Below are 20,485 nucleotides of genomic sequence, written 5' to 3'. Positions count from 1 at the left end.
GCGGATTTAGTAAACAAGTTGACAAGTGTACAGGTTGACAGGTAAGTTTGCCTTCTTACCATTCATACTTTAACATAATAAAGTGTATCGCATACTTACCCGTCAACCCATAATTCCGCCAACAGGTTTCCGTATCTCTGTTTCAATCCACGCACCCACACGGGGTGCGACTTACGAGTGCTTTTGTAATAGCCAAGATATTGCAGTTTCAATCCACGCACCCACACGGGGTGCGACCTGAAGGTGTAAAGGCACAAAATGACCTCGTTAATGTTTCAATCCACGCACCCACACGGGGTGCGACTTTGGTAAGGTCAAGTAAGCGAGATGAACAATAAGTTTCAATCCACGCACCCACACGGGGTGCGACAATCATCGAGGCGGCCAAAGTTTCGACATCGGGGGGTTCAATCCACGCACCCACACGGGGTGCGACGAGGCAGTGTATGCCGACACAATAGTTGACGGGTGTTTCAATCCACGCACCCACACGGGGTGCGACATTCTTTAACGGTGAAGTTGAAAGCGTTTATTAAGTTTCAATCCACGCACCCACACGGGGTGCGACTTAGACTTGTTCTTTCGGCGGACCCTATCACGCAAGGTTTCAATCCACGCACCCACACGGGGTGCGACTTAATGGATAGTTGGGAGTTCGGCAGTGTGCTCGTTTCAATCCACGCACCCACACGGGGTGCGACTAGCGGTTGAATATTGTAGTACGATTGTAAAGCAGTTTCAATCCACGCACCCACACGGGGTGCGACGTAAGCAAGTGCTACCTTAAAAAAGATGTTGTGGTTTCAATCCACGCACCCACACGGGGTGCGACATGTGCAAATATTCTTGCCTTTCTTGGGGTTCGTGTTTCAATCCACGCACCCACACGGGGTGCGACATGTAGTTCTTAGTTGTGCCATTAACCGAAGTCTGTTTCAATCCACGCACCCACACGGGGTGCGACCACCACTTTAGAGGAAAACACAAAGGTACTATCGGTTTCAATCCACGCACCCACACGGGGTGCGACCCATGCTGATTTCTGGGCAGTATGTGCGCTGCCAGTTTCAATCCACGCACCCACACGGGGTGCGACGTAATCATTACTGCCAAATTCCTCTCTAACATATTGTTTCAATCCACGCACCCACACGGGGTGCGACGGTTGGCACGCTTTAGGTGTGTTTTCTGTGCAGTGTTTCAATCCACGCACCCACACGGGGTGCGACTTCGGTAGTCTGTCCGTCCCACTGACGCACCCATGTTTCAATCCACGCACCCACACGGGGTGCGACGGAGGAGGAGAAAGCTTACCTTGATGATGAATGGGTTTCAATCCACGCACCCACACGGGGTGCGACATATAAAGCATTATTCTAATAAAGAAGATATAAAGGTTTCAATCCACGCACCCACACGGGGTGCGACACCGCAAAAGAGATTAAAGCAACCGAAAAGCGAGTTTCAATCCACGCACCCACACGGGGTGCGACGCCTTTATTTTATACCACAAAGGTACGCATTAAATGTTTCAATCCACGCACCCACACGGGGTGCGACGTCATCACACCAGCCTTTGCAGTTGTCGCAGCTGTTTCAATCCACGCACCCACACGGGGTGCGACGTAAGGCTGAACGGCTTGCCAAGTCCTATGACAAAGTTTCAATCCACGCACCCACACGGGGTGCGACAAAATGTCAACAGATAATTTTACATTAAAAGCAGTTTCAATCCACGCACCCACACGGGGTGCGACGCGGTTTGGATTTATTGTCGGTCCAAAACGAACTCGTTTCAATCCACGCACCCACACGGGGTGCGACGTGGCTAAGGATAAAGCAATAGCAGAGAAGGCAAAGTTTCAATCCACGCACCCACACGGGGTGCGACGTAGACGCCCGTACGATAGTTCGGCGCATGAAGATGTTTCAATCCACGCACCCACACGGGGTGCGACGTTGCGGAACTTGTAAAATGTGGTTTGCCCGCTGTTTCAATCCACGCACCCACACGGGGTGCGACGTGATATTGATTTCGTTATTTCTGAGCGTAAACTTGTTTCAATCCACGCACCCACACGGGGTGCGACCCAATTTGGGAGGGCTACAAAATCAAGCGATTTTAAGTTTCAATCCACGCACCCACACGGGGTGCGACATGTGCCAACGATTAGGTACAACAGAGGGTACTAAGTTTCAAACCACGCACCCACACGGGGTGCGACAGCGGTGAGGGCTTTGACTTTGGCGGTAAGGACAGTTTCAATCCACGCACCCACACGGGGTGCGACCTTTGCGTGCTGCTCAAGCTAAACAAAAGTTTTTGGTTTCAATCCACGCACCCACACGGGGTGCGACTCACTGGGGTCAAGAGCTTGCAGTTTTTTTTCGGTTTCAATCCACGCACCCACACGGGGTGCGACATATTGCAACAACTTACGGGTTGCCATCATGCGAGTTTCAATCCACGCACCCACACGGGGTGCGACCCGAGTTTATCATATTCGGGTAAGGCAAAATCCGAGTTTCAATCCACGCACCCACACGGGGTGCGACATAATGGTGAAATACATGCAGAGCCCGACATATACGTTTCAATCCACGCACCCACACGGGGTGCGACCAGAAATAATAGAAAGTGATTTAACTGCATTTTCAGTTTCAATCCACGCACCCACACGGGGTGCGACTTAGAAACGAGGACATCATAATAGACACTGGAGTGTTTCAATCCACGCACCCACACGGGGTGCGACCAAAAAATACTCTTTTCGTTACCTTTATTGTGCAGTTTCAATCCACGCACCCACACGGGGTGCGACCGCATCAAAAAGGATATTATCAAGGCAACTTGCATGTTTCAATCCACGCACCCACACGGGGTGCGACTTTGTCTGCAAATACTCCTATCTCGGATTTTGTAGTTTCAATCCACGCACCCACACGGGGTGCGACCAAGACCAAGTACAAAGATAAAAAGGAACAAAAGGTTTCAATCCACGCACCCACACGGGGTGCGACATAACTGGACCTTTAACCATGATTTCGACTTTTGGTTTCAATCCACGCACCCACACGGGGTGCGACTTTAGCTCGTCATACATTGCAAGACAATTAACCGATGTTTCAATCCACGCACCCACACGGGGTGCGACCGGAAATGCGAGGTAAATATACGCCATGGTCTAAGTTTCAATCCACGCACCCACACGGGGTGCGACAATATAAAGTTATGGACTATAAAAATTCTATACAAGTTTCAATCCACGCACCCACACGGGGTGCGACCAACAAAATGAGTGGAATTTGGCGCAATGGAATAGAGTTTCAATCCACGCACCCACACGGGGTGCGACTGTATATTCAGCAAATGTCTGAATATCAACTTAATAAGGTAAGCATTTCGCGAAGTTAGTCAAAAAATATTGATATAATAAATGCGAGACAAAAAAAATGAATATAAAATATTGAGAAACAACAACTGCGAACCTCCCATGTTTTTATGCAGCACTCGAGGTTCGCACTCTCATTGCTCTATATGATCAATTCACCAGTAAAATCAAGTCCAAAATTCTTACCAATCGTTTCTATTCTACGTTTCCAGTTATTCCCCAAAAGATAAAATCTCACACTATCTTGCTCTTCTTCAATAAGACCTTTCAACTGATTTTTAAGAAGAACGAACTGAGTTTCGGTCAACACACATTCAAACACCGAATTCTGAACCCTTTTCCCATAATCCAGACAAACTTTTGAAACCCTTCTCAAACGCTTTGCACCATTCGGTGACGTTATATTCACATCGTAAGTTATCAGTACAAACATAAGCAAACTAATTTATTAAAAATACAGGATAATCTTCCAAATCCCTGCGTATAAACCTTGCTAACAACATTGACTGTATATAAGGCAACAAACCAATGCTCACTTTCTCATTCAAATAAGGATGGGTAATCTGTTCTCTCTTGCGACTTTGCCATGCAGAGATTATCGTTTTACGTCCAGAGTCAGTCATGACAATTCCCTCGTCACCTCGTTTCAGAAAGTCCTTGATTGATATTTGCTTTCTGTTTATAAGTGAAAGGACGAGTCTGTCACCCAAATAGGCACGCAATTCCTCCATCATGTCCAAGGCCAACGAGACCCGTCCTGGCCTTAGCGTATGCAAGAATCCCACATAGGGATCAAGTCCCACCGTCTCCAAGGCTGAAGCCATGTCATTACATATAAGTGTATATACAAACGACAGCATTGCATTAACAGCATCCCTTGGCGGACGGCGGTTACGCCCATCAAACGCAAAGTCTGCCTTCTGATTCAAAATAAGCCGAGGGAACACACCGAAATAATAATTTGCAGCCTCACCTTCTATACCTCTCACACTGTCGACATTGTCTGCATTCAACACCTTACGCTTACACCGTAACAGGCTTTCTGCCGCAATCTCTACAGCCTCATCACTGCCATTGTCACGCACAAACCGCCTGAGAATATTCCGGTAGTTCTGTATCTTACCGGCAATGAACAACTTGGAGAGATGTAAGGCATAGTTTGGCTCGTCTGAGTACCTGTATTGTGCCTTACGAAGCAACACGTTTCCCCTTGTCGGCCCTTGTGAACGACTTATATACCTTCCCTGTGGAGAAAGAAAGGTAAGACCTACGCCATTGTCTGCACACAATTTCATCAGTCCCGGACTTGCCCCCATATAGCCAAACGTCACTATTTGCTCTATATTGTGGACTGGTATGCGAAACACCTCATCCTGCTTGACTGACACAACGACATTAAGCCCATCCTTGCTGAGATAAGCCTCCGGCGTAGTGACATACAATGTGTTAAGTAATATCCTCATATAGATTTTTGTTTAGATACGTTGAAACTTTTATGCAATCAGTCATTTCCGGCATACAAATGTCTTTTAGTGAACAGTTCTTACAATGGTGCTTCTTTATCGCTGGCGGCATCTTGCCACTTTTGAAGATGTCATGCATTTGAACGGCACATTGCCGGGTCGTTTTTCTCAAGTGGTCTGAGATGGCAATAGTTTCTCGATGCTTAACCTCATCGTAGTACAACGCACCAAAGGGAATGTTGATACCATACATTTCCTCCAGGCACATAGCCTGTGCGGCTAATTGCACCTCATCTCTTTCGTCAGGTTTACTGTGTCCTCTTTTATATTCCACGGGATAAGGTTTCCAATATCCTTTGTATCTCTGATGAGTGATGGCATCTTCTTCAGAGTCAGAAGGCAACAGTTCCACCGCATCGGTTATGCCATAAAGCCCCAGCTCCTTAGACGCTATATGCAAGGAGCGGAGGGTTATGACATCGCCATTTTTCTGACGATAGAAAGGGTTGTCCACATTCTGGTGCAGGATATTCCCTTCCGCCGTCAGCTTGTTGTCAGCCCATTGCTGTTCAATATGAATCAAAGCCCATTGTCGGGGGCAGAACATAAAGTGCTGTATCCCCGACAACATGAGCATTTCATCTTCAGTATACATAATGATACTAAATGAGTTCCTCTACAGTCACACCTGATGGTAAGGCATCTTTGTCAATCGTTACATTGTAATCTTTGAAAGATCTTGGTGCTGAGTCTGTATTCTTCTCAACCTTAACCAAATCAAACAATTTGTTAGCAGGAGCATTTCCAAGCACAGAATCATGTTTGAATACAACAAGCTTCTGAGCACTCATCAAGCCACGAGCCGCAGAACGATCCATATCAAACATGTTCTTCAAAGCCTCCCAAAAGAGTTGGAGATCCTCCTCAGAGAAACCGGTCTGCCGGGCAAGGTTGGCTGAGATAAAGCCATGACAAACGTAGAGTCCGTAAGGAATGGTTGCTTTACGCCCCATTGTATGGTTTTCTCCATTTTGCTTTTCAGCCTCACCTGGAGTTGCTACTGCTATACGTGTGATAGAATGTTCTGCTGTCGCTACTGCATCTACAGAACGAGCAAAAGTCAACTGGATAGGTCCTCTTACCTGGCCAGCGTTCTTACCTGTTGACATCACTGCGCCGAATGTGCGAATGTCATAGTAGTTCTTGCACATAAAACGACGGGCAGCTGCAGTTTTTTCTTTAGCATCTTTAATTCCCTTTACTTCAGAATCGTCATGTGCCTTGTCAATCTCGTCATTGAGAACAGCTTTCTCTTTGATAAAAATATCAAATCCGTCGGAAAGTCCCTTGGCAATTTGCACATAGTTGCGCACTTTTCTTTTTAAGCACACATCTGTTACCAATCCCATGCCCGTCTCTGCATCTATACGGGGAAGATTACCTGCATCAGGATCACCATTAGGGTTACCGTCCTGTACATCAAACATGTAAACGAAATCAAAACGATTATTCAATGTTGCCATAATATTTATATTTTAAGTGTTTATATTTTAGTCTTTATTCTCTTCTTTCTTCGTAAACAAGTCCTGTCTTTGATGGTAATACCCTACGAAGAAACGTCCTTGGTCTTGCAAATCAAGATGCGCGGGGAAACCATCAGCAGAAATTTTGTCAATAATTTCCTGCTTTAGTTTCTCATAAAACACTTTCGTTCCCTCGTTGGAAAGATTCTCCAAATGATGAGAAGAAAGGTTCAGAATGGTTGCAAACACCGAAGCTGGCGTTGAACTTGCTGCATTCATGTAACGTTCACGAATACTATGAATGTTGTTTGCATCTTCTTGGATTTTGTCAAGAACCGCAAAGAGGCGACCACAAAGGTAGCCTTGGTTTGTGTTGCTTTTGTCTAACATAACTTCTATTTTTTTGTTGTTATCATTTTGTCTGTTCAGATAGGCCTTTATAATTGCCATACGAGTAATTCTATTAGCTCCATTATCCCCGATTTCTGCCCTAATGCGCCTAATGCATGAAGAAAAGAGCGTATACGGATAAGGTGTTCCTTGAAAAATGCTCTTAACTACAGCTTCTGGCAAATTAGGAGTAACATCAGATTGTTTGCCGCCGAGGGTGACAGCTGATAGAATTTCTCTTATACCCATATAGGGCCTCTTATCCTTGCGGGTGTTATCCACAATCTCCATGTCATTAAAATGGCGAATAACCATACCTGCAAAATCTCTCAAAGAAGTGTCCGACCAATAGACTACAGCTATTCGAGCTGAGTTTGGAGCGAGTCCTAATATATAGAATCGATCATCTAAGTTGGTTTTAAGCACTCCTGAGTAAATTGAGGTAAAGACCTTTCGAACCTGCTCTATTTTGGCATTAGGATTATCCGCTTTTGTATCTGAATAACCCAACATATCAAAAAGACTCTCCTCTGCTTCCTCTGCGATCTCTTTGCTTGACGAAGCCCAAAACACAAAGGTACGGTTGCCTACCATGAACTTGTTATGTGAGCCTTTTTGCAACATCGTGTTAAGAGCCGTAGTATAGGCAAATTCGACATCTTCACTGATTGGGGCATTGTAACCTTGTTCTTTTCCATACGAATCGTAACCTCGGTCTGTCTTAAATGAAACTAAAGGCCCTGTATCTTTTGTAAGTTTTATAGTAGTGTGAAGTCTTGATATACTTCTGTCTTCACCTAACACCAAACATAAACCCTTTTTATTATCTTCATTCTTTTGTGCCAAAACTAAGTCATGAATATCAGGATCTTCTGCGGCAATCATGCATTCTCCATTTATAAGAAACGAGATATTCTTTTTGGACTTGTGGAAATCCTCATATAAAGAATCCTTTTCAATAACTTTTTCTATGTCATTATACTTTTTGTAAAAGTTTGAAATAGCATTTATATTCTTATTTTCAGGAAGTCCGGATTTGAAAGATTCAATAATATGAATAAACGCATTATGTTTTTTAATATTTGCTTCTTTACCTCCAATAACATACTCGTAATTGTCCCAAAAATAATTAGGAGTAAATTTGGTTCCTGATCGTTTGACAGATTGTAAAACAACAAATGAAGCTGCAGTCTTTTTATCTTGCATTCTACTTTCTATCCGAACAAACGTGCCATCTGGTTCAATTACAATCAAGTAGCCGATTTCCTTATTTTCTAATCCTTTTGGAGTGAGCCCCTCGCACCTATTATAATAATCATACAATGCCTTTAGTATCATCTTAAAATCTCCTCACTATTTAATGGTGGAACAATGATTACACCTTGTTTCATCTCTGCACGATAAAACATAGCCTGAACATTCTTTGGATCTGAAAAATCCATGTCATAGAACATAATTCCCAAATCTCTGTTGCCGCCCTGCTCAGGTGATATTGCAGGTTTCAAGTCATCAGCCTCTGTATTGACAAGACGGAACGAAGCCGAGAACTCACGAGTTCCAAGGTATGGTTGGTTGAAGCATTGGCCATTGTTTGCTCTTCGCTCAAACATTTGGTAATACTTCATAGGATTCTCATCTTTGCCCGGTTCGTGAGAGAACAAATCTCCTTCCGCTTTTCGTTTGGCAACCGAACGATATTCCATTTTTGCCCAAATACGATAGTGTACATCTTTCAGAAGGAGGCTGTTTTTCTGTTGTCTTTTCTCCTCAATATATATGGGAGATTTAGAGGAAGTGCTTGCAACTGCACCCACTTCGTTTCTGCGTACCGATGTCCATTTTATAGGATTCAGTACTTCTATCTTGGTTATTTGCCAATGAATGGCAGGTTTCCAAAATATAGCCTCAAATATGGCACGTGCAGCAGATGGCGTAATAACGTCATAGCTTACACGTTCCACTTTTAGCTCTGGCCGAGTGAAGCAAGCCATATCGCCCCAAACTTCCAAGCAATATTCTTTGTCTGTATATTCCATAGTTATTTTTATTGTTAGTTCTTAAATTATCAGCGACTCATTTGCCCAATTGTTATCAATGCGCAAACCGACGCGCTCATCATATTGTTGTGCGTAATCTACCACAAACAGTCCATCTCTTTTCTCTGTCACGACTCCCATCTTGCATAATGCCTCAAAGTCTCTTTGATAGATATTGACACAGTACTTTGAGATTTTCTTCATTAGCAGATATGAAGGTCCGTTCTGCAGAAGTTTCTGCACCAGTTCCATGCTATTTTCCCAACATACAACAACCGTTTCTCCTGCATCTTCTATAAGCCGGAATTTCTCTGCTGCACTGGCAAAGCACATATTATGCACATCGTATAAGTAATGCTTTATGTCCTTTCTGTCAAAACTATCATTTCGACAATAGAGTTGACGGAAATAACTACTCATCGTTTCGGGAGCAAACCAATCAGATGACGGATCCAAGCTAAGCCTTGCATTGTTACCATTTTGTATTCCGCCTTTAGGAAGGTTGTGCTCTTTAGCAAGACTAAAAACGAATGTTGTACATACTTTCTTCTTTCCTTCTCTGTTGCAACGGCCTGCGGCCTGCAATACGGAGTCCAATCCTGCTTCTTGCCGAAACACAATGGGAAAGTCAATGTCAACTCCAGCTTCTATCAATTGGGTAGATACCACACGGATAATTTCATTGTCATCATCTTTGAGCGCAGTCTTTATCTGCTCTATTGTCTCGCTAATATGTGCAGGACACATCATCTTCGAAAGATGCAGGGTTATGCCTTCTTGCGGTAAACGTTCATAGAGTTCTTTAGCGTCCTTTCGTGTATTCACGATGCAAAGCACCCGCTTGTGTGCTTTAAGCATCTCCGCTACTTCATCGTATGATTTGCCCGAATTATCTATATCAAGTTTTACTCTTCTCAATCGCTCATGGAGTCCAAAGTCTTTGGGAATGATTTCATTGATTGCTTTTATTCCTTGAAATGATGCCATTGGATTGCACCCCTCTATTAGGCCACTCAGGACAGGCTGACTTGCAGTGGTGAATAATACAGACACCTTGAATAAACTATTATAGGTTTTCAAAGAATCTACAATTGGTTGCAAATAACCCATGGGGAGCGTCTGCACCTCGTCCAAAATCAGTACACTATTGACAATGTTATGCAGTTTGCGACAAACAGACGGCTTGTTGCTGAACATCGACTCAAACAGTTGCACATTGGTTGTGACCACAATAGGATAATCCCAGTTTTCGGTCGCCAACTTCATCTGTTCTCTGAGCTTCTCATCTTTTATTTGCTCTGGGTCAACATTGCTATGATGCTCCAATACATTCTCTGCCCCAAAGATGTCTCTCAATATAGCTACAGTCTGTACGATAATACTTGTATATGGTATCGCTATAATAATTCTCTTTTGTCCATTATGGATAGCATGCTTCATGGCCCAAACCAACGATGAAAGCGTTTTGCCCCCACCTGTAGGAACTGTCAGACTATAAAAACCTATAGGCGACACAGCTGTTTGAACACATCGCAACTGCACTTCTGACCTTATATGGTTCACCTCTGTATTCTCCGCTCTATCTTTCAGATTGCGAAGATAGGCTTCCAATTTTGGCAGCAAATCTTTTAATGCAGTCTTATTTGCACGCAACTCTGAGGACCCTTTGTCCATAAAAGCTTCAGTATCAAGATAGTCTGCATCTACAAGACAAGAGTACAACATACGAGACAAATGATGTATATCACTTGCTCCGCATTTGAAAGATAATTTATCTAAAACATCTTTCTCCGCATTTGTATTAACCTCCGCTGGTATATCCTTTTTAAGTTCGCTTTTTTCACCGTCCAATTCACACGAATCATGCAACCCTGAATGATGAGACAATATTTGGTTTACAAAGAAATTATCAGCAGTTTTTCCATAAAGGTTTCTTGCAATAATAGCACCTATATACGCATGATGATAATCACCTACAACCTTAGTTTCTGGAGCAAATCCACTATCCTTCTTAATATGTTGCTGAAAAGCATTTGTTTCTTTTCCCTTATCATGGAATTGGCCTAAAACCTTACCCCATACACCCATGCCAAATTCTGCAGCAAATTGAGAACTAAGTTTTGCGACACCAGCAGTATGGGCTTCATTGGATTGTATAATCCAATGTCCTGCTTGGTCTTGATATATATGAGATATGTATTTCATAAATCTTCCTTTTTCCCTATTCTCGAATCTATCCTTCTCTCTCTGCCAATCGTTTCTGAAATTTTGTAGTCTCCCCACCCTGTTTCCATGCTGTTCTTTTTAATTCGCTCGTTGTACCACCAATGGTAGTGCTCATCGGATATCATCTGCAAGTCCTTGGCCTCGTGCACTTGGGCAGAAACCGACACACCATACACCTCCTTGAGGTCTATCAGTTCTTCCAGTGTGAGCTGCGCGCGTTTGGGGCCTCCCATCTCGTCGATGAACGTGTCCTTCGGGAACAAGAAAAAACCGGCAAACATATTGCATAGTTTCTCTATTTGTGCCGGCTCCATATCTTTCGGAAAGGTGAGGAACAGATGGGCCAGCTCGTGTGCCGCAGTAAAGCGGAGGCGATCTGTGGTAGTCTTACCAGGACATGGGTCTATCACGATGAGTGGATGCACTTTGTCGGCCCACGTGCTCACGCCCCACACATCGCCAGGAAGTTCTGTTATCAAAACTTTGATGCCTTTTCGCTCCAACAGTCGCAATATACATGGCAAGGGGCCGTCGCCACAGTGCCATTCCTGCCGAAGGAAGTTTGCCATGCGTGTGATGTCTTCCAATTCTGAGACTGGAGTCTTCGGAATTGGATTCGTAAAAGAAGTGGAAATACCTGCTTTCTTTTCCTTGTCAAGATATTGCTCCGCCCAAAAGGAGAGCTTGGCTTCTAAAGCAACAAGTTCCTCTTCTGTCAGTTGGTTACCTGAGGTAGTACGAAGCATTGGCAGGTCAATCTTAAGATTGGTACCATTGAAGTAATCCATGCTGATGTTGAGAGCCTTGGCCAAGGAAGCCTGTGCTTTATGCTTCGGGTGCATTATGCCTCTCTCATAGCGGGATATGCTCTGCTTGGTAATGGCACCACCCGCGCGCTCCACAAGTTTGTCCATGCTGAAGCCCATCATCAAACGCGCTTCTTTCAGCCTTATCGGAAAATTATCTTTCACCATATATTCTTACATCTCGTTTTGTTTACAAACATAGTGATAAAAAATTACATTTGTCACGTTTTGCACATAAAATCATATACTAAAACCGAAAAAACATATTTAGGCCCCCTAAAACAGGATTGTTCTGTTAATGCGTGCTCCCGCTGAAGGCATTAACTGAACAATTCTAAATATGTGCAATTTAGCTTACAATGCTACAATAGCTTTACATACCGAATATCTTACATCTTACACAAATACGTCATAACTCATTGGCTATCAATATTTTACGCAGTGTAAGATGCTGCCAAATCCACCTACACACAACCTACACAACCTGCACGCTGCCACACGGCACAAGCATGGGAGAGCGATATTACGGCATAGGGGAACAGAAAAGTCTGTTGCTCCGACAGATTCTCCTACGTCCCTATGGCGTAAAATCCGCCGCATACGTCCAAACCGACTGCGTGGCAGCGGGGTAAGGTGTGTAAGATGTATGCAAGGGAGTGTAAGATACTTTGAAATCATCTTACACTCTTGAAACCTCTGTGTATCAACTTGTTACGTGCAAAAAGTGTAAGATGGCAGTAAAAACACACGCACTCTTTTACATGAGGGATGACGGGGAGGGGGCAAATATTTGTGTACAAATTGTACACTTTTTTTGTTGGGTGCAATGCCTCGGTGTTACCTTTGCAGCACTTTTGTACAAAACCAAATTTTATTGACTACCATGAAACGAATGCTTAACAGAATGCTGCACTATGCCGATGCCATTGTGAAACGTGGCGTGGACAAACTGATAGACACTATCGCGCATAGTGCGGAACCGCAAACTAAAAACGCTGAAACACCCCAGCCGCAAAAAAGCATGGGTAACAACACTGACTGCGCACCGCAAACAACTGACAACACCACGGACTGCGGTATTACCCTTATGGACGAACAGTGCAACATTAGCTATAATGTGCTTGACCGCACGCCCGAGGTGCAATGGCGCGACCAGACGGACAAAGGGTTTGTGCCCGTGAGCAAACTGGTGCGTAACACGATAGTGACCGCGCCATTCAACGGCTCAGAAAGTGATGGAATCAGGATATTGTGGTGCTCTATGAGATTTGCCGCTAACGCGGAGGACATAAGAACAAAAGGACAGAAGAACAAAAGATATAACGCTTGTGTTAGCCCGCTTAGCGCAGAATACATAAGCAACATAAGTTTACGTAAAATACACACAAGGCCGCTACGCGGCTGGCCACGGACTAACGTCCGCGTGGCCAAAGAAACATAAGGGCTGACACCGTAGCGGACCGCTAACGCAGATAACTATAAACAAAAGAAGAGACAAAAAGCTGCATTCCTTCCCTACCTATGCAGGGAGGTGTGTGCAACTGTTTGTCTCTCTCAGCACCCCTCGTTATTTTTCGTTTGCGAGGGGCGGAACGTTACTGAGGTTGCTGAAAAATGCCCGACGCGAGACGCGTCGCCCCCATTAGAGCGCAATTTTCTGGCATAACAGTTCTTCCCACGGCTTCAAATCCGCTTTTTAACCTGTCAGTCTGATAGAAAACGCAAGCACTAATGGGGGCGGCGCGTCCCGCGTCGTTTTTTTCAGCAGCCTCGTTACTTAATATGTTCGCGAATGCGCTTAAGATATTCGTTGAGCGCCTGCTCGTCCTTGTTGTCAATGATGTGCAGCAAGTCTTTCAGCTCGTCGCGGATTTTTGACACTTGACCGCTTGTGCGGGGGTTGAACAATATTTCGCGCAACAGGGTGTCGTCCTCACCCAATACGCCACGCGCTATCTGCATGTGACGTTTGAAGGTGGTGCCAGGTGCGTCCTGGTGCTTCATGACGGCTGCAAACACAAATGTGCTGACAAAGGGAATACTCAACGAATAGGCCACGGTTTCGTCGTGCTCGTCGAAGGTGTATTCGCAGATATGCAAGCCCAGATGGTTGTAAAGGTCACGGAAGAAAAGGCGGCCCATATAGTCACCCTCGCTGATGATGATGGCATTTTCGTTGCTCAGCGCGCCCAAATTGGCAAACGTTGGGCCAAACATGGGGTGGGTGCTGACGTAGCGCATACCGCATTCGGCATAAAACTCGCGCAAGCCGGTCTTGACAGAGGCTATGTCGCTGATGATGCAGTCTTTGGGCAAATGCGGCATGATGCTGCGGAACACATCGAGGGTGTACTTTAGCGTGACGGCGTTTATCACGAGTTCGGGTTTGAAGGCTTCAATTTCCTCAATCGTAGTAAAGCGCTGCGTGTTGTACATAAAGCGCAAGCGTTTGGGGTCAACGTCATAGACCGCTGTTTCGTGGTCGAAACTGAGCAGGTCGACAAAAAACGACCCCATTTTGCCCGCTCCAAGTATAAGTATCTTCATTGTGGTGTGCTAATATGCTAATGTGATAACCCGCTGGCGGAATTCTTGGTTAACGGGTTTACAAGTTGACAGGTTAACAGGTAAATATCAATACACTACTTATTATGTTAAAGTATGACTGGTGCGAAGCTTAAAAAACTTAGCAAACTTACCTGTCAACCCGTTAACTTGTCAACGCGTTTACTAATTCTGTCATAAATCGATCTTGCCGATTTATTGATTCATTATCTCAATTTGCTGACGTACACTTTCCTCGTGAATGCTCTCGAACACATCTTTGATAAAGTCAGACGACATGCCGCAGAGCACACCTTGCGCACCACGTTTGTCGAGAATTTCGGTGTAACGGGTGGTCTGCACAACCGTCATGTCGTGCTGGCGCTTGTACTCACCAATCTCTCGACTGATACGCATACGCTTGGCCATGAGCTCGATGAGCGAGTTGTCAATTTCGTCAATCTGATGGCGGAGGGCTGAAAGGCTTTCAGTGGTCTCGGTGATTTTGCGAATGACAAGTTTGTCGAGAATAAAGTCGAGCACATCGGGCGTTACCTGCTGGCTGGCATCGCTCCAAGCTGCATCGGGGTTGCAGTGACTCTCAACAATCAAACCATCAAAACCGAGGTCCATGGCCTGCTGGCAGAGTGGTGCCACGAGTTCGCGCTTGCCGCCAATGTGACTGGGGTCGCCAAAGATGGGCAAGCCCGGGCAACGACGACGCAACTCGATGGGTATGTGCCACATGGGCAAGTTGCGGTAAAGCTTTTTTTCGTAGGTTGAGAAACCACGGTGAATGACACCGAGACGGGTGATGCCGGCCTGATTGATACGCTCCAAACCTCCAATCCAAAGTTCGAGGTCGGGATTGACGGGGTTCTTTACCAATATAGGAATGTCTACACCCTTCAGCGTGTCGGCAATTTCCTGCATGGCAAAGGGGTTGGCCACGGTGCGCGCACCAATCCAAAGCAGGTCGACACCTGCTTTAAGACAAGCCTCAACATGGGCATGAGTGGCCACCTCGGTGCACACCTTCATGCCAGTTTCCTTCTGCACCTGCTGCAGCCATGCCAAACCAGGTTCGCCCACGCCCTCGAAGCCTCCGGGCTTGGTGCGGGGTTTCCATATACCGGCACGGAAAAGCTTTATGCCCTTCTTTGAAAGCTGGGTGGCGGTGTTCATTACTTGTTCTTCGGTCTCGGCCGAGCAAGGACCGGCTATCACGATAGGACGTTTGTTGTCCTGGTCTGTCAAATTGAGTGGAGTGAGATTGAGTTCCATATAATTAAGATTTTAAGAGTTTGCGGTTAAGGGTGGTTCTTAATAAGTTAGAACACTTGTTTGATGCGTGTCAGCGCCTCGGCAAGTTTTTCCTCCTTGGCACAGAGCGAGATGCGTATGTAACGTTTGCCGTTTGAGCCGAATATAAAGCCGGGGGTGATAAACACGCGTGCCTCGTGCAGCACTTTTTCGGTGAGGTCCTCCACATCGGCATAAGTGTCGGGTATGCGTCCCCAGAGGAACATGCCCACCTGCGAGGGGTCGTAGTGGCAATGCAGGGCGTCCATTATCTCGCCAGCCAACTTGCGGCGGCGTGCATACACGTTGACATTGGCCTCGGTGTGCCACTCGTCGGAGTTTTGGTAAGCCTGTGCGGCAGCCAGCTGCATGGCGCGGAAGGTGCCGGAGTCGATATTACTCTTTACCTTGAGTATCCAGCTTACAAAGGTGGCATTGGTGGCAAGCATGCCTACACGCCAGCCGGGCATATTGTGGCTCTTGCTCATTGAGTTGAACTCTATGCAGCAGTCCTTGGCGCCTGTCACCTGCAATATGCTCAGGTGTTCCTTGCCCAAGATGAAGCTGTAGGGATTGTCGTTGACAACTACAATGTTGTGGCGGCGGGCAAAGTCGACAAGGCGCTCATACGTTTGGCGACAAGCAGGCGCACCGGTGGGCATGTTGGGATAGTTGCACCACATGAGGCGCACACCGTCGAGGTTCATGGCCTCGAGCTCGTCGAAGTCGGGCTGCCAGCCGTTATCGGGACGCAGGTTGTAGTTGACTATGGTGCAGCCAAGCAACTTTGACAACGAGGTGTAGGTGGGGTAGCCCGGATTGGGCACGAGCACCTTCTCGCCGGGATTGACAAAAGCCAATGTGGTGTGAAGTATGCCCTCCTTTGAACCTATAAGGGGCTGGATTTCGGTCTTTGGGTCGAGGTCGACGTTGAACCAACGCTTGTAGAAACCTGCCATGGCCTGGCGCAGCTCGGGTATGCCCGTTGTGGGCTGATAGCCGTGAGCATTGGGCTTGCGTGCTTCGGTGCAAAGCGTTTCGATGGTTTCGGGCGAAGGCGGCATGTCGGGGCTGCCAATGGCCAAAGATATGATGTCCTTGCCCTCGGCATTGAGGCGGGCCACCTCCTTGCCCTTGCGCGAAAAGTAGTATTCGCTCACGCTCTGCAGGCGTTGGGCGGGCTGTATGTTGTAGCTATTTTCCTGCATATTCTCCTAATATTTTCAGTTCACGTAACAAGGGGCGCACAGCATCAATGCTTTGGCGGTAGCGCACATAATCGTCGTATGTCACGTCTACGTAGAACAGGTATTCCCATTCGCGTCCGATGATGGGGAGCGATTGTATTTTGGTCAGATTGATTTTGTAGAATGAGAAGATGCTCAACACCTGCGAGAGGGAGCCTTCCTCGTGTGGCAACGAGAATACGATGCTGCTCTTGTTGGTGTGGTGCAGGTCACGCAACTTATCGGCCGACCAGGGGTCGCACAGCACGAGGAAACGTGTGTAATTGTGTTTGTTGTCCTCGATGCCCTGCTCGAGCACCTTCATGCCGTAAAGCGGTGCGGCTCCTGCATGACAAATGGCGGCATGGCCACGCATATGCTTGCGGCTTATCATCTCGGCAGAACCGGCGGTATCTTCGGCCTCAACTACCTTGAAGTTGGGGTGTTGCTTGAGAAAGTCATGACACTGCATCAAGGCCACGGGGTGTGAATTAACCTCGGTGATGGTGTCCCAATCGTCGTCGGGCAGGCACATGAGGCTGTGCTCAATGTGCAACTTGTGCTCGCCAATGATGGTCATTCCGCTTTCGCGCAGCAACTCGTAGTTGTGCAACAGCGAACCGGCTATGGTGTTTTCGATGGCCATGAGGCCGAGCCGTGAGTAGTCGTCGCGCATTTGGCGGAATATGTCCTCAAAGGTGTTGCAACATATCAGTTCTACATCGTCGTCGTGAAAGTACTGGTGTGCGGCAATGTCGTGGAACGACCCTTTGATGCCTTGTATTGCAATCTTCTTCATGTGGTATTATTGCGTGCGCCTTATACCAAAAATCCCGCTCCTTGCATGGGAGCGGGATTTTTGTATGCGTTTCAATTTATTGATGTTGGCATGCGACATCCCGCTCTGCTTGTCCGGCAAAGTAAAAATAAAAACCGTAAAAGTAGAATGCGTTAGTCAGCATGTGGTGTATCAGTTTGTTGTTGGTGTATATATGCAAGCCTTGACGCTGTGTTGACAATATGCAGCTTTTGCTTTCGTTTTGCAAGCATTTACTACCTTGAAACTTTTCAAACAGTCGTTATGAGCTTGTTTCCGATGGCAAAAGTAATACAAATATTATTCTTGACAAACAAATCGTTAGTTTTTTTTAGAAAAATACTCACCAAGCGTTCGTTCTACGAGTCCGTGTGCCTTTGCATATTCTTTTGTTGAAATACACATCATCATTCTTATCGGCATAAAATCAATCAATTAAGCAGCAAATACGCTGTTTCCTTGCCGATATCGGCAAGTTTTGTATTATTTTTAGCAGCAACTATACTGTTTTCTTGCCGATATCGGCAAGTTCCGTATTGTTTTTAGCTCTTAAGGGTGGTTCTAAAAAATCTGTTTTTAGAGTTCTGCTATTCTGAAATGTGATTTGCACGCTCTCGAAAGTGCCTTTTTGAAAGTATGTTCGGTCACATAGCCCGCTATGTTCCCTCACACACTTTCAAAAATACACTTCCGATAGCGCACAAATCCCTATTTCAGAATTATTAGAACCACCCTTAACTTATTGACGGGAGGTTTGCCACATTTGCAGTTATATATGTGCGCGGTGTAAATAGTTTTTTGTACTTTTGCAGCGCACTGCGCAAAAAAGCAAGATTTGCGCAATTTGCGTAGTATACACATATATAATATATATACTCCTACTATAATGACAAAGCGTAAGATTCAATTCAGTCTTGTCTATCGCGACATGTTCCAGAGCAGCGGCAAGTTTCAGCCGCGCAAGGACCAGCTTGAACGCATAGCACCTGTTATCATAAAGATGGGTTGCTTCGCCCGTGTTGAAACCAACGGTGGTGCCTTTGAACAGGTTAACCTGCTTTATGGCGAGAACCCTAACAAGGCGGTACGCGCCTTTACCAAACCCTTTAACGAGGTGGGCATCAAGACCCACATGCTCGACCGTGGCTTGAACGCTCTGCGTATGTTCCCCGTGCCGGCTGATGTGCGCAAGTTGATGTACAAAGTGAAGCACGCTCAGGGTGTGGACATCACCCGCATATTCTGTGGTTTGAACGATGTGCGCAACATCATTCCGTCTATCCACTATGCACTTGAGGCCGGCATGACGCCGCAAGCTACGCTGTGCATCACCAACTCGCCCATTCACACTGCTGAATATTACGCCAAAATTGCCGACCAGCTGATTGAAGCCGGTGCACCCGAAATCTGCTTGAAGGATATGGCCGGTATCGGTCAGCCCGCCATGCTTGGCAAACTGACCAAGATGATTAAGGACAAGCACCCCGAGGTGATTATCGAATACCATGGCCACTCTGGTCCTGGTCTGTCAATGGCCAGCATTCTGGAGGTGTGCCGCAATGGTGCCGACGTGATTGACACTGCCATCGAGCCGCTGTCGTGGGGTAAGGTTCACCCGGACGTTATCTCGGTACAGTCTATGCTGAAGCACGCTGGTTTTGATGTGCCCGAAATCAACATGGACGCTTACATGGAGGCCCGCAAGCTGACACAGGAGTTTATTGACGACTTCCTTGGCTACTTTATGAACCCTGCCAACAAGTTGATGTCATCGCTGTTGCTGGGCTGCGGTCTGCCGGGCGGCATGATGGGCTCGATGATGGCCGACCTTACTGGTGTGATGGGCGCTATCAACAACAACCGCAAGGCTAAGGGCGAGGCTGAACTCTCTGAGGACGAACTGCTCGTGAAGCTGTTCAACGAGGTGGCTTACGTGTGGCCGCGTGTGGGTTATCCTCCCTTGGTAACACCTTTCTCACAGTATGTCAAGAACATTGCCTTGATGAACCTGCTCACCGAGTCGATGGGCAAGCCACGCTACTCTATGATGGACAACTCTATCTGGGGCATGATTTTGGGCAAGAGTGGACGTCTGCCCGGTGAGGTGGCTCCCGAAATCAAGGAACTGGCTAAGGAGAAGGGCTTTGAGTTTACCGATGCTGACCCGCAGAGCTACTATCCCGACGACCTCGACCGCTTTATCAAGGAGATGGAAGAGAATGGTTGGGAACGCGGCGAAGATGATGAGGAACTCCTTGAGTTTGCCATGCACGAAACGCAATACCGCGACTATAAGAGCGGTGCCGCCAAGAAACGTTTCCTGGCCGACTTGCAGGCTGCCAAGGACAAGGCTGGTGCCAGCGGCATGAGCATTGAAGAGGCTACCGCCTTCAAGCACGCCAAGGCTGACGCCATTGTGGCTCCCGAGAGCGGCACCATTCTGTGGGAAATTGGCGGCGACGGCGAGTGCGTAAAGAGCATCGAACCGTTTATTGGCAAGGAATACAACGAGGGCGACCGCTTCTGCTACATTGAGAACACACACGGTCAAATTATCGAACTGCCCGCAGCCCTTGGTGGCAAGTTGGTTGAGATTAACGCCAAGCAGGGTGCACGCATCAACAAGGGCGATGTCATTGCCTACGTGCAGCGCGGTGAGTAATCTGCCCACTACGATTTATTGAACTTTTACACAGATAAGCATATAAGTAGGTGTTCAAGATTATTCTGAGCACCTACTTATTTACTAATATATATAAT

The 20,485-nt window shown here is 46.4% G+C and carries 14 protein-coding genes and 1 CRISPR repeat array; of the genes, 2 read left to right on the top strand and 12 right to left on the bottom strand.

Features of this window, described 5'->3' with window-relative positions; genetic code table 11:
* Nucleotides 1–139: 139 nt before the first annotated feature.
* Nucleotides 140–3,356: direct repeats of the CRISPR family, unit length 32 nt; unit sequence GTTTCAATCCACGCACCCACACGGGGTGCGAC.
* Nucleotides 3,357–3,534: 178 nt separating this feature from the next.
* From cas2 to BQ5453_RS04050, 8 genes are read right to left on the bottom strand one after another with little or no spacing between them, the layout of a single operon-like run.
* Nucleotides 3,535–3,825: a CRISPR-associated endonuclease Cas2 gene (gene cas2, locus BQ5453_RS04085; RefSeq protein ID WP_071122262.1), complete on the bottom strand. Its 291-nt coding sequence runs from the start codon at nt 3,823–3,825 to the stop codon at nt 3,535–3,537.
* 7 nt (nt 3,826–3,832) lie between these two features.
* On the bottom strand, nt 3,833–4,855 hold the full coding sequence (gene cas1c / locus BQ5453_RS04080; protein ID WP_071122261.1) for a type I-C CRISPR-associated endonuclease Cas1c: 1,023 nt from the start codon (nt 4,853–4,855) through the stop codon (nt 3,833–3,835).
* Complete coding sequence (gene cas4, locus BQ5453_RS04075; RefSeq protein WP_071122260.1) at nt 4,839–5,510, bottom strand: CRISPR-associated protein Cas4; 672 nt, start codon at nt 5,508–5,510, stop codon at nt 4,839–4,841. Before cas4 ends, cas1c begins: the two co-directional genes overlap by 17 nt.
* A 7-nt stretch (nt 5,511–5,517) precedes the next feature.
* On the bottom strand, nt 5,518–6,378 hold the full coding sequence (cas7c, locus tag BQ5453_RS04070) for a type I-C CRISPR-associated protein Cas7/Csd2 (RefSeq protein ID WP_071122259.1): 861 nt from the start codon (nt 6,376–6,378) through the stop codon (nt 5,518–5,520).
* Nucleotides 6,379–6,405: 27 nt separating this feature from the next.
* The gene (cas8c, locus tag BQ5453_RS04065; RefSeq protein ID WP_071122258.1) at nt 6,406–8,106 is read right to left on the bottom strand and encodes a type I-C CRISPR-associated protein Cas8c/Csd1; all 1,701 of its coding nucleotides are present in this window, start codon (nt 8,104–8,106) and stop codon (nt 6,406–6,408) included.
* Nucleotides 8,103–8,804 carry a type I-C CRISPR-associated protein Cas5c gene (gene cas5c / locus BQ5453_RS04060; RefSeq protein WP_071122257.1) on the bottom strand — a complete coding sequence of 234 codons (702 nt, stop codon included), beginning with the start codon at nt 8,802–8,804 and terminating at the stop codon, nt 8,103–8,105. Before cas5c ends, cas8c begins: the two co-directional genes overlap by 4 nt.
* A gap of 21 nt (nt 8,805–8,825) precedes the next feature.
* Complete coding sequence (locus BQ5453_RS04055) at nt 8,826–11,009, bottom strand: CRISPR-associated helicase/endonuclease Cas3 (protein ID WP_071122256.1); 2,184 nt, start codon at nt 11,007–11,009, stop codon at nt 8,826–8,828.
* Nucleotides 11,006–12,004: a helix-turn-helix domain-containing protein gene (locus BQ5453_RS04050; RefSeq protein ID WP_071122255.1), complete on the bottom strand. Its 999-nt coding sequence runs from the start codon at nt 12,002–12,004 to the stop codon at nt 11,006–11,008. The genes BQ5453_RS04055 and BQ5453_RS04050 overlap by 4 nt, the downstream gene beginning before the upstream one ends.
* A 715-nt stretch (nt 12,005–12,719) precedes the next feature.
* Here BQ5453_RS04050 and BQ5453_RS04045 point away from each other — a divergent pair.
* Entirely contained in the window at nt 12,720–13,277 is a 558-nt protein-coding gene (locus BQ5453_RS04045; protein ID WP_143033290.1) for a hypothetical protein, read from the top strand.
* A gap of 332 nt (nt 13,278–13,609) precedes the next feature.
* Here BQ5453_RS04045 and BQ5453_RS04040 read toward each other — a convergent pair whose 3' ends face one another.
* From BQ5453_RS04040 to BQ5453_RS04025, 4 genes are all read right to left on the bottom strand, one after another.
* Nucleotides 13,610–14,383 carry a prephenate dehydrogenase gene (locus BQ5453_RS04040; RefSeq protein ID WP_071122253.1) on the bottom strand — a complete coding sequence of 258 codons (774 nt, stop codon included), beginning with the start codon at nt 14,381–14,383 and terminating at the stop codon, nt 13,610–13,612.
* Nucleotides 14,384–14,596: 213 nt separating this feature from the next.
* The gene (locus tag BQ5453_RS04035; RefSeq protein ID WP_071122252.1) at nt 14,597–15,664 is read right to left on the bottom strand and encodes a bifunctional 3-deoxy-7-phosphoheptulonate synthase/chorismate mutase type II; all 1,068 of its coding nucleotides are present in this window, start codon (nt 15,662–15,664) and stop codon (nt 14,597–14,599) included.
* A gap of 47 nt (nt 15,665–15,711) precedes the next feature.
* Nucleotides 15,712–16,890, bottom strand: coding sequence for a pyridoxal phosphate-dependent aminotransferase (locus tag BQ5453_RS04030; RefSeq protein ID WP_071122251.1), 1,179 nt, complete (start codon nt 16,888–16,890; stop codon nt 15,712–15,714).
* A complete protein-coding gene (locus tag BQ5453_RS04025; RefSeq protein WP_022102828.1) occupies nt 16,877–17,707 on the bottom strand; it encodes a prephenate dehydratase in 831 nt (276 codons plus the stop codon). The genes BQ5453_RS04030 and BQ5453_RS04025 overlap by 14 nt, the downstream gene beginning before the upstream one ends.
* Before the next feature lie 904 nt (nt 17,708–18,611).
* Between BQ5453_RS04025 and BQ5453_RS04020 the strand changes: the two genes are divergently transcribed.
* Nucleotides 18,612–20,387: an oxaloacetate decarboxylase gene (locus BQ5453_RS04020; RefSeq protein WP_071122250.1), complete on the top strand. Its 1,776-nt coding sequence runs from the start codon at nt 18,612–18,614 to the stop codon at nt 20,385–20,387.
* The last annotated feature ends 98 nt before the right edge of the window (nt 20,388–20,485 follow it).

This window comes from Prevotellamassilia timonensis (assembly GCF_900106785.1).
Lineage (GTDB): Bacteria > Bacteroidota > Bacteroidia > Bacteroidales > Bacteroidaceae > Alloprevotella > Alloprevotella timonensis.
The sequence above is the reverse complement of the archived record's forward strand: the minus strand, read 5'-3'. Positions and strand labels throughout refer to the sequence as shown.